Source organism: Pseudomonas sp. XP2, from assembly GCF_053557975.1.
The window spans coordinates 1-13,131 of record NZ_JBNRIK010000052.1; the positions used below are offsets into that span (position 1 = coordinate 1).

Genomic DNA, 13,131 nt, shown 5'->3' on the forward strand with positions numbered 1-13,131 from the left:
GACCAGACCGAACAGCGGGCTCGCCGCGTCGAGCATCAGGTTTTCGAAGCCGCCACGCAGCTGGAACTCCGGGTCGGCGGGGTAGCCGGGGAGCGCCATTGCGACTTGAGGATCAGCGCCGGGACGGGGCTCTTGGCTTTGCTCCATATCCTCAAGCAGGACTGGCTTTTTCTTGAGCGGCACCGGGTTTTCAGTGCCATCGGACCGTCTGGACATCCTTAATCCTCGTCAATTAGCAGGTCAATTCACGCAATGCCTGCGAACTTCCCTGTGACCGGGCGCAAGCAATTCGCGAAAGCCTGAAGACTAACGAGGAATCAATTTCTATGGGAGATTGAAACTTCCTAAATAGCTGTAGGAAGCTTCGCTTCAAGTTATTTTGAAATTATTATCAGCAGAGAATGGGTCGACAAGTTTGTATAAGTTACCGTTAATTTTGGGGGCTTGTAAGCCTCTACTAAGCGGGCTGCGGCACAGCAGTGGCACGTATGGCAGGGCTGTTTTCAGGCGTCTGCAACGCGACGCGCCCGTAGAAGAACAATGCCGTTGCCCAAGTTGTAAGCCAGACAAAGATCCCGGCCCAGAACGTATGAGACATATAGTGCCAGCCCTGCAGCACGCGGGTAGTTCCGTACATGAACCCGATCAGCAGAATTGCCACCAGCAACTTGCGCGCATGCGCCCAGCGGTGGCGTAGGGCCACGAAATATAGCGCCAACAAAGTAAACCCGCTGGAGGCATGGCCCCCCGGCCAGCAGCGGCCATCACCGGCCTTGTTCCATAACGAGAAGTTTTCGAACCACTCGACCCGGGCCTGCGGGCCGCCATACAGGGTGGTTTCCACAGGGCAATACACGCTGGTATGGCTTTTAAGGTAATGAATCACGGTGGTGCTCAGTGCGAATGCCACCACCACGAATAGCAGGTCGCGGCGATGTTGGGTGGTAAAGCGCAGCACCGGTGCGATACGGGCCTTTTCCAGCATCCGGGTCAGGCCCAGTTGAGGTCGGTTGGCCAGACGCGGCCAGATGAACGACAGCACGCTGCCGATGACGGCGAGCTCACCGGTCCAGTCCGGCAGGATGCGCGGCCATTTGTGGGTGGCTTTCTCGAACCACTGGTTGTGCAGCAGCGGGAACTGGCCGGTGGTCGGGTCGAGCAGCAGGTTGCTGATCCAGCGATCGAGCTCTGTGAGGTCGAATGCAATGAACACGATGGCAGCCAGCAACAGCGGCAGCAGCAGGTTATTGCGGTAAAAAGTGGTGCGAGAGGGTGGCATGTTCAGAGCTCCTTGGCATCAACGAGTTTGCGCCATTCACTGGCTGCTATCTGGCCCAGCAGTTTCGCCTTGCCATCGTTGCCCTGGGTGATGAACAGGGCACTGGCATAGCTGTTCGAGGTCGTGCTGGCAGGTACTTCGAGCGCCTGCTCCAGCCGTTCCATGCAGCCGCTGTGGCTGACCAGCACGAGGTTGTGGCCGTTTCGCTTGAGGGCAAGGGCGTTTTCGGCGAAGTGGCCGTCACATTGATTAAGCCAGCCTTTCGTGGCAATGGTCTTACCAAACATGGCCTGTGCGGTCTGCCGGGTCCGCACCTCCGGGCTGGCCCACACATCGGCTGCGCCCAGACCAAGATGCTGCAGGCCGTGGCCTACATCGGCGGCAACATGGCTGCCCGCGACCGTGATACCGCTGGGGTCACCCAGGCAAGCACTGCTGGAGCGGTCGCAGCGTTCGGCATGGCGCAGCACCACGATCACCGAGCCTTTCGCCCAGGCGGCTTCGAGCCCGCTGTGCTGCAGGTGATGGGCGGTGCCGAGGTCAGCGATAGCCGTGCGGGTATGCGCCCAGGCTGCTGCAACACCCAGAATTGACAGTACGCACAAGACTGCGAATAACGCCTTGCCCCAAGGCAATCGGTGTACCTGCGCATGGCGTGAGGCGGGTGATGGGTCGATAACACTTTGCAGCATATTTGCCACTCCAGTCAGCTCGCTCCATAAGAGAGCGTCGGCACTGTAGGTAGCGGGATGTCGGTAGAGGGTGAGACAGATGTGAAAAAAGCCTTGACCCTTCAGCCATGCGGGTGGCTAACGTGATGATATGTCAAGTATGGAACCGGTTTCATAATATTTCTGAACGCGCTAGATTATTCGGCTGTCTTCTTGATGGCCTATCAAGATCACCTCCCACAGAAAAGCAGATGGCGCTAATCAAGGCCGCCGCACAGCCGATGAGGATTCGCAATGCCTGAGCATGCCCCAGACAACCCGCGCAGGGATTTTCTGCGCAAGACCTTGACCCTGATCCCAGTCGTGACCGTGGCCAGCACAGGGCTTGGCGTGGGCGCCAGCCAGCTGCTTGCGGCCCCGCAACCGCATCAGCCACCACAAGTGCCGGCCACGCCGCCTGCGGGCCACTATCAACCGACGTTCTTCAGCGCCGAAGAATGGGCCTTTGTACAAGCTGCGGTGTCGCGCATCATCCCGGCCGATGAGCTTGGCCCCGGCGCACTCGAAGCCGGCGCCGCCGAGTTTATCGACCGCCAGATGAACACCCCCTACGCCACTGGCGCGCAGTGGTACATGCAAGGCCCGTTCAACGCCGACGCTGCGCCCGAACTGGGCTATCAACTACAGCTCAGCCCGCAACAAATCTACCGTCTGGGCATTGCTGCCGTGGACGGCTGGTGCAAAGCCAATGGTGGGCAGGTTTTTGCTGAACAAGACAGCGCTACCCGCGACCGTATTCTTGGCAAAGTCGAGGCAGGAGAGCTGGTATTCGACACGGTCCCGGCCAAGGTGTTTTTCAGCCTGCTGGTGCAGAACACCCGTGAAGGGTTCTTTTGCGACCCGATCCATGGTGGCAACAAAGGCATGGTCGGCTGGACCCAGATCGGCTTCCCCGGCGCCCGCGCCGATTTCATGGACTGGGTCGAACGCAACGAGCCTTACCCGTTCCCGGCTGTATCGATCCGTGGCGAGAGGGCCTGAGGCATGGCGACTGTGTTGAACAAAGTGGATGCGGTCATCGTTGGCTTTGGCTGGGCTGGCGCGATCATGGCCAAGGAACTGACCGAGGCCGGGTTGCACGTGGTGGCCCTGGAGCGGGGGCCGATGCAGGATACCTACCCGGAAGGCAGCTACCCGCAAGTGATCGATGAGCTGACCTACAGCGTGCGCAAGAAGCTGTTCGTGGATGTGTCGAAAGAAACCGTCACTGTCCGCCACAACGTGAATGACGTCGCGCTGCCCAATCGCCAGCTCGGTGCTTTCCTGCCGGGCAAGGGCGTGGGCGGCGCGGGCCTGCACTGGTCGGGCGTGCACTTCCGGGTCGACCCGGTGGAGTTGCGCTTGCGCAGCCACTACGAAGAGCGCTACGGGCGCAAGTTCATCCCTGAGGGCATGACCATCCAGGACTTCGGCGTCAGTTACGAAGAGCTGGAACCGTATTTCGACTTCGCCGAAAAGGTCTTCGGCACTTCAGGCCAGGCGTGGACCGTCAACGGCCAGGTGGTCGGTGAAGGGAAGGGTGGTAACCCCTATGCGCCGGACCGCTCCAACCCCTTCCCGCTGCCCGCGCAGAAGAACGTGGTGTCGGCCAGACTGTTCGAAAAAGCCGCCACCAGCTTGGGCTACAAACCCTACAACCTGCCGTCGGCAAACACCTCCGGGCCCTACACCAACCCATACGGGGCACAGATGGGGCCATGCAACTTCTGTGGTTTCTGCAGCGGTTACGTGTGCTACATGTACTCCAAGGCCTCGCCCAACGTGAACATTCTGCCGGCGCTGCGCCAGGTGCCCAACTTCGAGCTGCGGCCCAATGCCCATGTGCTGCGGGTAAACCTGGACGACAGCAAGCGCAAAGCCACCGGGGTGACCTACATCGATGCCCAGGGGCGCGAGGTGGAGCAACCGGCGGAGCTGGTGATCCTGGCGGCGTTCCAGTTCAACAACGTGCGCCTGATGCTGCTTTCCGGCATCGGCAAGCCTTATGACCCCGTCAAGAACGAAGGTGTGGTCGGGCGTAACTTTGCCTACCAGAACATGGGCACGGTCAAGGCGTTCTTCGACAAAAACACCTACACCAACAACTTCATCGGCGCGGGTGGCAACGGCATTGCCATTGACGATTTCAATGCCGACAACTTCGACCATGGCCCCCACGGCTTTGTCGGCGGCTCGCCGATGTGGGTGAACCAGGCTGGCAGCCGGCCGATTGCCGGCACTTCCAACCCGCCGGGCACGCCTGCCTGGGGCAGTGCCTGGAAGAAGGCCACAGCCGACTACTACACCCACCAGGTGTCGATGGACGCCCACGGTGCGCACCAGTCCTACCGTGCCAATTACCTGGACCTGGACCCCACCTACCGCGACGCCTACGGCCAGCCGCTGTTGCGCATGACCTTCGACTGGCAGGAAAACGACATCAAGATGAACCAGTTCATGGTCGACAAACTGAGCACGATCGCTCAGGCGATGAACCCCAAGGCCATTGCGGTGCTGGGCAAGCAGGTCAAGGATCACTTCAACACCGCCAGTTACCAGACCACCCACCTGAACGGCGGTGCGATCATGGGCACCGACCCCAAAACCAGCGCCCTGAACCGGTATCTGCAAAGCTGGGACGTGCATAACGTGTTCGTACCGGGGGCTTCGGCGTTCCCGCAGGGCCTGGGTTACAACCCGACCGGGCTGGTGGCCGCGCTGACCTATTGGTCTGCACGTGCCATTCGCGAGCAGTACCTGAAAAACCCTGGCCCGCTGGTCCAGGCTTGAGGAGCGATGAGCATGAAGACAATGTTGATCGCAACCCTGTTGCTGGGTGCCTCCGCGGCCGCGCAGGCCTTGGCTAATGACGATGCACAGGTGCGCCAGGGCGAGTACCTGGCCCGCGCCGGTGACTGCGTGGCCTGCCACACCGCCAAGGGCGGAAAGCCCTTTGCCGGAGGCCTGCCGATGGAAACACCCATAGGCACGGTGTACTCCACCAACATTACCCCGGCGGCCAGCGGCATTGGCCAGTACAGTTTCGACGACTTCGACCAGGCTGTGCGCAAGGGTATCGGCAAGGATGGCAGCACCTTGTACCCGGCCATGCCTTATCCGTCGTACGCACGGGTCAGCGAGCAGGACATGCAGGCGCTGTACGCCTACTTCATGAAAGGCGTGGAGCCAGTCGAACAAACGAACAAGGCCACTGACATTCCCTGGCCGCTGAGCATGCGTTGGCCACTGGCAATCTGGCGCGGCCTGTTCGCGCCAGAGGCCAAGCCTTGGCAGGCATCGGCAGCAGCTGACCCTGTGGTGAACCGTGGAGCCTACCTGGTCGAAGGCCTTGGGCATTGTGGCGCCTGCCATACCCCACGTGCGCTGACCATGCAGGAAAAGGCGCTGAGCCCTGCAGATGGCGATCAGTTCCTGGCCGGCAGCGCACCGCTGGAAGGCTGGGTTGCGAAAAATCTGCGTGGCGACCACAAGGATGGCCTGGGCAGCTGGAGCGAGGCGCAACTGGTGCAGTTTCTGAAGACTGGGCGCAGTGATCGCAGCGCCGTGTTCGGCGGCATGAGCGATGTGGTTGAGCACAGCATGCAGCATATGAGTGACGCCGACCTTACCGCAATCGCCCGCTACCTGAAGACCCTGCCGCCGAGTAACCCGAATGACCAGCCGCACGTCTACGACAAGCAGGTGGCGGATGCGCTGTGGAAGGGCGACGACAGCAAACCCGGGGCGGCGGTGTACATCGACAACTGCGCGGCCTGCCACCGTACCGATGGCCAAGGCTACACCCGCGTGTTCCCCGCGTTGGCTGGCAACCCGGTGGTACAGACTGCAGATGCCACGTCGCTGATTCACGTGGTGCTGGCGGGGGGGACGGTGCCGGCGACGCACACCGCGCCCTCGAACTTCACCATGCCGGCATTCGGCTGGCGCCTCAGCGACCAGGAGGTTGCAGAGGTGGTGAACTTCATCCGCAGCAGTTGGGGTAATCAGGGTAGCGCTGTTACGGCCGGTGATGTGAAGTCGCTTCGCTGACTGCGTCCTCACAGAGCTGTAAACGGCTGATTGCGTTGGCAGGCGCTCTGTGGGAGCCCCTGCCTTGCTCAATATCTCAAAGCTTGATGCGATCACTGTGGGAGCGGGCTTGTCCCGCGAACACGGGCGAAGCCCGTGCCAGCCACCGCGTTGGATTTTTCGAGGGCATGCCCGCGCCCACAGAGCTATCATCTAGTCCATATTTATCAGGAACCTATAAGATATTGTTCAGATAATAACTCAAGATAATCAGACGGTTCCTGACCAACGGCAGGTTGACGAACTGCCGTAGTTTTGCTGTATTGAAACCGGTTTCATCGCTATCACAATAATCATAAGGACAGCCCATGACCGACGCGCCTGCCCATGCCCGCGAACGGGTCACCATCAGCGAAGTGGCGCGTGTCGCTGGTGTTTCCAAAGCCACCGTCTCCCGTTACATCGGTGGCGATCGCCAATTGCTGGCGGAAGCCACGGCCAAGCGCCTGGAAGAGGTCATCGAACGTCTTGGTTACCGCCCCAACCAGATGGCCCGCGGCCTGAAGCGCGGTCAGACGCGACTGATCGGCATGCTGGTGGCGGATATTCTCAACCCCTATTCAGTGGCCGTGATGCATGGCGTGGAAACCGCCTGCCGTCAGCACGGTTACAGCCTGGTGGTGTGCAACACCAACCGCGACGACGAGCAGGAGCGTCACCACCTGGTGGCCCTGCAGAGCTACAACGTCGAAGGGTTGATCGTGAACACGCTCGGCCATCACCCCGGCGAATTGCTCAACCTGCAGCGTGACATCCCCATGGTGCTGGTCGACCGCCAATTGCCTGAGCTGAATGTCGACCTGGTGGGCCTGGACAATGCCGACGCGGTCGAGCAGGCCCTCGACCACCTGCAGGCCCAAGGTTACCGCGATATCCTGGCGGTCAGCGAACCCCTCGATGGCACCAGCTCGCGCCTGGAGCGGGTGCAGGCATTCGGGGCGTCGGTCAGTCGCCGGCCCGGCATGCGTCAGCAGGTGCTGGAAATCAACGCCGGGTTGCCGGACCAAGTGGCTGCGTTTCTTGCCGGCCGTGGCCATGGCCCGCAAGCAGTGTTCACCTTCAACGGCGTTGCCACCTTGGCAGTGACCCGCGCCCTGCAGGAGGCTGGGTGCAATCTGTTTGCCGACGTCGGGCTGATTGCCCTCGACGACCTCGATTGGTACCCCTTGGTCGGCAAAGGCATCACGGCACTGGCCCAACCCACCGAGCGTATTGGTGTGGCGGCATTCGAAAGCCTGCTCGATCGCTTGCGCGGCGACAGCGGCGCCGCCCGCCGCATCGACTTCAAGGCCAACCTGATCATCCGCGGCTCAACCCAACCCCAGTAAGCAACGGCAGGCTTGCGCCTGCGGCTGCCGACTAAAAATGAAACCGGTTTCATAAGGATAAAAACAATGCACCCGAACCCCGTTTCCATCAGCCTCTCAAGCTACGGCGCCGACTTTGTGCGGCAACGTGGCCAGGAGCAGTTCCTGGACATGCTGGCAGCCGCTGGCGTCAGCCGAGTGGAGTTGCGCGAAGAATTGTTTGCCAGCGCACCGGACGCGACCGCACTCGGTGCAGTCGTTGCCGCACTGGGCCTGGAATGCTTGTACTCGAGCCCCCTTGAATTGTGGACCGCGCAAGGCGTGCCCGATCCGCGACTGGTGCAGAAGCTGGAGACCGCTCGGGCACTTGGCGCGGTGGCGCTGAAGGTATCGCTGGGGCATTTCGATGAGCACTGCGATGTAATGGCTCTGGCGACGCTGCTGCCTGCTCATGGGCCGCTGCTGCTGGTGGAAAACGATCAGACTGCACAGGGTGGCAGGATCGAGCCGCTGCTGCAGTTCTTTCTGCGGGCCGACACGCTAGGGCTGCGCCTGGGCATGACTTTCGACATCGGCAACTGGCAGTGGCAGGACGAGCCTGCGCGGCAAGCCGCTCGGCAACTCGGCCGTTGGGTGCGCTATGTACATTGCAAGGCTGTGCAGCGCCGGGCCGATGGCCGTCTGGTTGCCACACCGCCCGAAGCGGCGGACCTACAGGCGTGGGCAGCGCTGATGGCCGAGTTCGCGCCCGGCGTGGTGCGCGCCGTCGAGTACCCTCTGGTTGGTGAAGACCTGTTGGCGCTCACCCGGGCACAAGTGCGTAGCCTGGCTGCACTGAGCGCCGTCGAGGAGGTGGCCCATGCATGAGCATGATGTGCTGTGCTTCGGCGAAACCATGGCCATGTTCGTTGCCGAGCAGACAGGCGACCTGGCCAGTGTCGGCCAGTTCGGCAAACGCATAGCAGGTGCAGACAGTAACGTGGCCATCGGCTTGGCGAGGCTGGGTTTCAAGGTGCGCTGGCTGAGCCGCGTCGGTAACGATTCACTGGGCCGTTTTGTGCTCGACAGCTTGCGCAGCGAAGGCCTGGACTGTTCCGGTGTCGAGGTGGATGCCTGCTACCCGACGGGTTTTCAGCTCAAGGCCCGCTGCGATGATGGCAGCGACCCGGCAGTGGAGTACTTTCGCCGTGGTTCGGCAGCCAGCAAGCTGTCGCCCACATCGCTAGGCCCAGGCTTGCTGCAGGCACGCCATCTGCACGCCACCGGCATCCCGCCGGCGCTGTCGGAAGGCTGCCGGGCGCTTTCCCACGCGCTGCTGGATGCCATGCGCGCAGCCGGGCGCAGCATCTCGTTCGACCCTAACTTGCGCCCCTCGCTTTGGCCCGATCAAAGCAGCATGGTGCGCGAAATCAATGCCCTGGCCGCCAAGGCCGATTGGGTTTTACCGGGCCTGGAGGAGGGGCGGTTGCTGACTGGCCAGCACACCCCGGCGGACATCGCTGGGTTCTACCTCGACCAAGGGGTGGAACTGGTGGTGATCAAGCTGGGCGACGCCGGCGCCTATTACCGCAGCGCCAAGGGCGAAGGGCAGGTAGCACCGGTGCCGGTCAGCCGTGTGCTGGACACCGTCGGTGCGGGTGATGCCTTTGCTGTCGGCGTGCTCAGCGCGTTGCTTGAGGGACGTGCGGTGGAAGAGGCGGTCGCGCGCGGCAACTGGTGCGGCAGCCGTGCCGTGCAGTCACGCGGCGACATGGAAGGGATGCCGCAGCGCCATGAACTGGAGGCCCACGACCTGCGAAGAAGCGCGTGAGCCGCCCCGAAAGACCTGTTGCGACAAAAACAACAAGCTCAGGAGAAACAAAACCATGCAAAGCCAAAGCCTGGCACCTCGCCGCTGGTGGTACATCATCCCGATCGTGTTCGTCACCTACAGCCTGGCGTACCTGGACCGCGCCAATTATGGCTTCGCCGCTGCCTCTGGCATGGCCGAAGACCTGCACATCACACCCGTGTTGTCTTCCCTGCTGGGCGCGCTGTTCTTTCTCGGTTACTTCTTCTTCCAGGTACCCGGCGCCATTTACGCCGAAAAGCGCAGCGTGAAGAAGCTGATCTTCGTCTGCCTGATCCTGTGGGGCGGCCTTGCCACGCTCACCGGCATGGTCAGCAACGTCTACATGCTGATCGGTATCCGTTTTCTGCTCGGGGTGGTGGAGGCCGCCGTCATGCCGGCAATGCTGGTGTACCTGTGCCATTGGTTCACCCGCGCCGAGCGCTCGCGCGCCAACACCTTCCTGATGCTCGGCAACCCGGTGACCATCCTGTGGATGTCGGTGGTGTCGGGATACCTGATCAAGCATTACGACTGGCGCTGGATGTTCATCATCGAAGGCCTGCCTGCGGTGATCTGGGCATTCTTCTGGTGGCGCCTGGTGGATGACCGCCCAGCCCAGGTGAAGTGGCTGAGCGCTCAGGAAAAGGCCGACCTGGCGCAGGCCCTGGCCGCTGAGCAACAGGGCATCAAGCCGGTAAAGAACTATCGCGAGGCGTTCCGCTCGCGACAGGTGATCATTCTGGCGCTGCAGTACTTCTGCTGGAGCATTGGCGTGTACGGCTTCGTGCTGTGGCTGCCGTCGATTCTGAAGCAGGCGGCCAACGTCGATATCGTGCAGGCCGGCTGGCTGGCCTCGGTGCCTTACCTGGCGGCGGTACTGGCGATGGTGGGCGTGTCCTGGGCGTCCGACCGCCTGCAAAAGCGCAAGCGCTTCGTCTGGCCGCCGCTGCTGGTTGCCGCTGTGGCGTTCTATGGCTCGTACGCGTTGGGCAGCGAACATTTCTGGCTGTCGTACGCGTTGCTGGTGGTCGCAGGCGCCTGCATGTACGCGCCCTATGGCCCGTTCTTCGCAATCGTGCCGGAGATTCTGCCGGCAAACGTCGCAGGCGGGGCCATGGCGCTGATCAACAGCATGGGCGCGTTGGGCTCGTTCGGCGGTTCGTGGTTGGTGGGCTACCTCAATGGCGCTACCGGCGGGCCCGGCGCCTCTTACCTGTTCATGTGCGGCGCGCTGCTGGCAGCTGTGGCGCTGACCGCTGCACTCAATACCCCCCAGACGTCCGGCCGGGCCAAGCGCGCCAGCGCGAGGCTGGCCATGAACCCTCAGGAAACCTGAAATGAAGAAGCGAATCGTCCTTTACAAACGCCTGTCCGACGACTTGATGGCACGCCTGCAAAACCACGTTGAGGTGACCTGGGTGGACACCACACAGCCAGATGGCCTGGCCCGGCTGCGCGACGCGTTGCCGGGGGCGCATGGGTTGTTGGGGGCCAGCCTGCGCCTGGATGCCAGCCTGCTTGACTTGGCGCCGCAGCTGGAAGTGGTGTCCAGCGTTTCGGTGGGCGTGGACAACTACGATGTTGCCGAACTCAGCCGGCGTGGCGTGATGCTGACCAACACACCTGACGTGCTGACCGAAACCACTGCCGACACCGGCTTTGCCTTGATGCTTGCTACCGCCAGGCGGGTGGTGGAGCTGGCGAACTGGGTGCGTGACGGCCATTGGCAGGCCAACCTGGGGCCGGGGCATTTTGGCAGTGATGTGCACGGCAAGACGCTGGGCATCGTCGGCATGGGCCGCATCGGCGAGGCTTTGGCCCGGCGCGCGGCAGCCGGCTTCGGCATGCGTGTGCTGTATCACAGCCAACGTGCCAAACCGGAGGTGGAGGCGCGCCATGCGGCACGCCAGTGCAGCCTGGATGAGTTGTTGCAGCAGGCAGATTTCGTTTGCCTGACCGTGCCGCTGAGCGTCAGTACCGAAGGCCTGATCGGTGCACGAGAGCTGGCGTTGATGAAGGCTGAGGCGATCCTGGTGAACATCTCACGGGGGCGCGTGGTGGATGAGCAGGCGCTGGTCGAAGCGTTGCGGGCCAGGCGCATACGTGGCGCGGGGCTGGATGTGTTTGTGCAGGAGCCGCTATCAGTAGACTCTCCGCTGTTGCAGCTCGATAACGTGGTAGCGACACCGCATATCGGTTCCGCGACCGAGGAAACCCGCCAGGCCATGGCGCGTTGCGCGGTAGACAACCTGCTGAGCGCACTGGCCGGTGAGCGGCCGGCAAATTTGGTGAATGAGGTGTGCAGAACGTGAGAACAAGGGGCCGCTATGCGGCCCCCGTACAATACAGGTCTATCGGCAGTTACCTGCCTTGCGATAGCCCGCTGCCTGCGCCTCACCCTCGTTAGCGAAGGTCACCTGGTTCTTGGCTGCGACCTGGTTGTAGCCCGGGCAGCCTACAGACAGGTGATAAACGTGGCTGTTGCGGTTGCCAAGCACGGCCCCGACTGACTGGACACTGGCCAGGCTCGGCTTGGGCTCTGGCTTGGCGGCTTTCGCCGGCACCGCCTGTACCACGCCACTGCCAACCGGCTTGTAGTCGGCCGTCCACTTGCGCTCGCCGCTCACGAACGGGTTGGCGTGCCCCATGATGGCGGCGATGCGCCGGTCGCGCTCTTTCTCCCAGGCCGACACCGGGTGCTGTTTGTCCCAGGCCATCAGCAGTTGTTGCTGCTGGCGCGACATACTCAGCTGGTAACGGTCGAACATGTAGAACGTGGTGCGAGCCACCAGGCCTTTGACTTCATCGCGCGGTTCGGCGGCACGCTGGACGAAATCGACCTTGGTGGTGCACTGGCCATACTGGCCGGCATTGCCAGCGACCATGCCGTAGTTGAAGTTGCTGCGGTCGCCGTTGACCTCGCCCACGGCCGGGTAGAGGTTGAACAGGTCGGCCTCCATGGCGCGGAACACTGGGTCGTTGTCCACGCAATGCTCGCGGCCGCCGTTCTTCCAGCACTGGCGCTGGTTGCCGAACGTATAGGCGGGCACGATGTGTTCCCACTCGGTGCGTTCGGCACGGTTTTGCTGCTTGCGCGTCTGGTAACCGCACGAAGCGGCATCGATGCGCCCACCCGACTTGCCCACCCAGGTCCATTTGCAACCGCAGTACAGGTCACCCATGGCACTGCTGGCCTGGTCCAGGTACACCTTCTGCTTGGCTACCACCTTGGCCTCGGTAAACGTCGCCGGGGGGTTGGCCAAGGCAGGCAAGGTGAAGGAAAACACTAAGGTTAAGGCGTAAAGCAGTGATTTCATGAGAAAAACATATTTCAGATTGGGGCGCGCATTGTAATGCTTTCCCCGTGGCTGGCCAGCTCGCTGAGCCATACCAGCGGTCGGCCCGGGGCGTCCCCTGCCATACGGCTGAACGTGGCCGAGTCGAGCATGTCCCTGACCTGGGCGCCCATGCGCAACAGGCGCTCGATGAAACCGGCACCGACGTCGCCGTAGTCCTCAAGCGAAACGCCGCTCTGGTTGTGCTGGATCGCCAGGTGGTAATGACTGACCCCCGCGCCATTGCCGCTGCCGCCAAGTACCACCGTGAAGCGGGGGCCGAGCAGCGTGGCCAGGCGTTGCTGGACCAGGTCGAGCAGTGCAAGCGGTACTTCATCGTGCCGCAGCGTGTTGGGGAAGCAAGGGGTGAAGGGAAGCATGGGTGTGTCCTGCTGGCCGGGTTCGAGTGTTGGCCAGCTTAGGCAAGGTGACTGTCAACTTGGGTTAAGCGGGGGTAAAAGCGGGTAATGCTTAACCCTGGCGTGCGCGGCTGTTTGTGGGAGCGGGGGGGGGGGGGGGGGGGGGGGGGGGGGGGGGGGGGGGGGGGGGGGGGGGGGGGGGGGTGGGGGGGGGGGGGGGG

The 13,131-nt window shown here is 62.4% G+C and carries 12 protein-coding genes and 1 pseudogene; 8 read left to right on the plus strand and 5 right to left on the minus strand.

All coding sequences use genetic code 11. The annotated features are described in order from the left end of the window. From ACK1VC_RS28460 to pmrG, 3 genes and pseudogenes are all read right to left on the minus strand, one after another. A pseudogene (locus ACK1VC_RS28460) lies at positions 1 to 216 on the minus strand (type IVB secretion system protein IcmH/DotU); the annotation flags it as partial. A 241-nt stretch (positions 217 to 457) separates the two neighbouring features. Beyond that, positions 458 to 1,279, minus strand: a complete 822-nt coding sequence (locus tag ACK1VC_RS28465; RefSeq protein WP_191087698.1) for a phosphatase PAP2 family protein — start codon at positions 1,277 to 1,279, stop codon at positions 458 to 460. A 2-nt stretch (positions 1,280 to 1,281) separates the two neighbouring features. Next, a complete protein-coding gene (gene pmrG, locus ACK1VC_RS28470; RefSeq protein ID WP_016486770.1) occupies positions 1,282 to 1,971 on the minus strand; it encodes a lipopolysaccharide core heptose(II)-phosphate phosphatase PmrG in 690 nt (229 codons plus the stop codon). A 273-nt stretch (positions 1,972 to 2,244) separates the two neighbouring features. Here pmrG and ACK1VC_RS28475 point away from each other — a divergent pair, with 273 nt between their 5' ends. From ACK1VC_RS28475 to ACK1VC_RS28510, 8 genes are all read left to right on the plus strand, one after another. Next, the gene (locus ACK1VC_RS28475) at positions 2,245 to 2,991 is read left to right on the plus strand and encodes a gluconate 2-dehydrogenase subunit 3 family protein (RefSeq protein ID WP_016486771.1); all 747 of its coding nucleotides are present in this window, start codon (positions 2,245 to 2,247) and stop codon (positions 2,989 to 2,991) included. Between the two features lie 3 nt (positions 2,992 to 2,994). Next, positions 2,995 to 4,779: a GMC family oxidoreductase gene (locus tag ACK1VC_RS28480; protein ID WP_023047892.1), complete on the plus strand. Its 1,785-nt coding sequence runs from the start codon at positions 2,995 to 2,997 to the stop codon at positions 4,777 to 4,779. Positions 4,780 to 4,791: 12 nt separating this feature from the next. Beyond that, complete coding sequence (locus ACK1VC_RS28485) at positions 4,792 to 6,039, plus strand: cytochrome c (RefSeq protein ID WP_060516313.1); 1,248 nt, start codon at positions 4,792 to 4,794, stop codon at positions 6,037 to 6,039. A gap of 347 nt (positions 6,040 to 6,386) precedes the next feature. After that, positions 6,387 to 7,406 carry a transcriptional regulator PtxS gene (ptxS, locus tag ACK1VC_RS28490; RefSeq protein WP_191087700.1) on the plus strand — a complete coding sequence of 340 codons (1,020 nt, stop codon included), beginning with the start codon at positions 6,387 to 6,389 and terminating at the stop codon, positions 7,404 to 7,406. A 66-nt stretch (positions 7,407 to 7,472) separates the two neighbouring features. Next, the gene (locus ACK1VC_RS28495; RefSeq protein WP_191087701.1) at positions 7,473 to 8,252 is read left to right on the plus strand and encodes a sugar phosphate isomerase/epimerase family protein; all 780 of its coding nucleotides are present in this window, start codon (positions 7,473 to 7,475) and stop codon (positions 8,250 to 8,252) included. Further along, complete coding sequence (locus tag ACK1VC_RS28500) at positions 8,245 to 9,195, plus strand: sugar kinase (RefSeq protein ID WP_191087702.1); 951 nt, start codon at positions 8,245 to 8,247, stop codon at positions 9,193 to 9,195. Before ACK1VC_RS28495 ends, ACK1VC_RS28500 begins: the two co-directional genes overlap by 8 nt. 55 nt (positions 9,196 to 9,250) lie before the next feature. Beyond that, positions 9,251 to 10,552: an MFS transporter gene (locus ACK1VC_RS28505; protein ID WP_145914206.1), complete on the plus strand. Its 1,302-nt coding sequence runs from the start codon at positions 9,251 to 9,253 to the stop codon at positions 10,550 to 10,552. A gap of 1 nt (position 10,553) precedes the next feature. After that, on the plus strand, positions 10,554 to 11,528 hold the full coding sequence (locus ACK1VC_RS28510; RefSeq protein ID WP_016486778.1) for a 2-hydroxyacid dehydrogenase: 975 nt from the start codon (positions 10,554 to 10,556) through the stop codon (positions 11,526 to 11,528). A gap of 39 nt (positions 11,529 to 11,567) precedes the next feature. On the opposite strand, the gene ACK1VC_RS28515 is transcribed toward ACK1VC_RS28510, so the two are convergent. Both ACK1VC_RS28515 and ACK1VC_RS28520 read right to left on the minus strand, forming a co-directional pair. Next, positions 11,568 to 12,533: an endonuclease gene (locus ACK1VC_RS28515; protein WP_191087703.1), complete on the minus strand. Its 966-nt coding sequence runs from the start codon at positions 12,531 to 12,533 to the stop codon at positions 11,568 to 11,570. A 14-nt stretch (positions 12,534 to 12,547) separates the two neighbouring features. Continuing rightward, positions 12,548 to 12,931, minus strand: a complete 384-nt coding sequence (locus tag ACK1VC_RS28520) for a hypothetical protein (protein ID WP_016486780.1) — start codon at positions 12,929 to 12,931, stop codon at positions 12,548 to 12,550. Between the last annotated feature and the right edge of the window lie 200 nt (positions 12,932 to 13,131).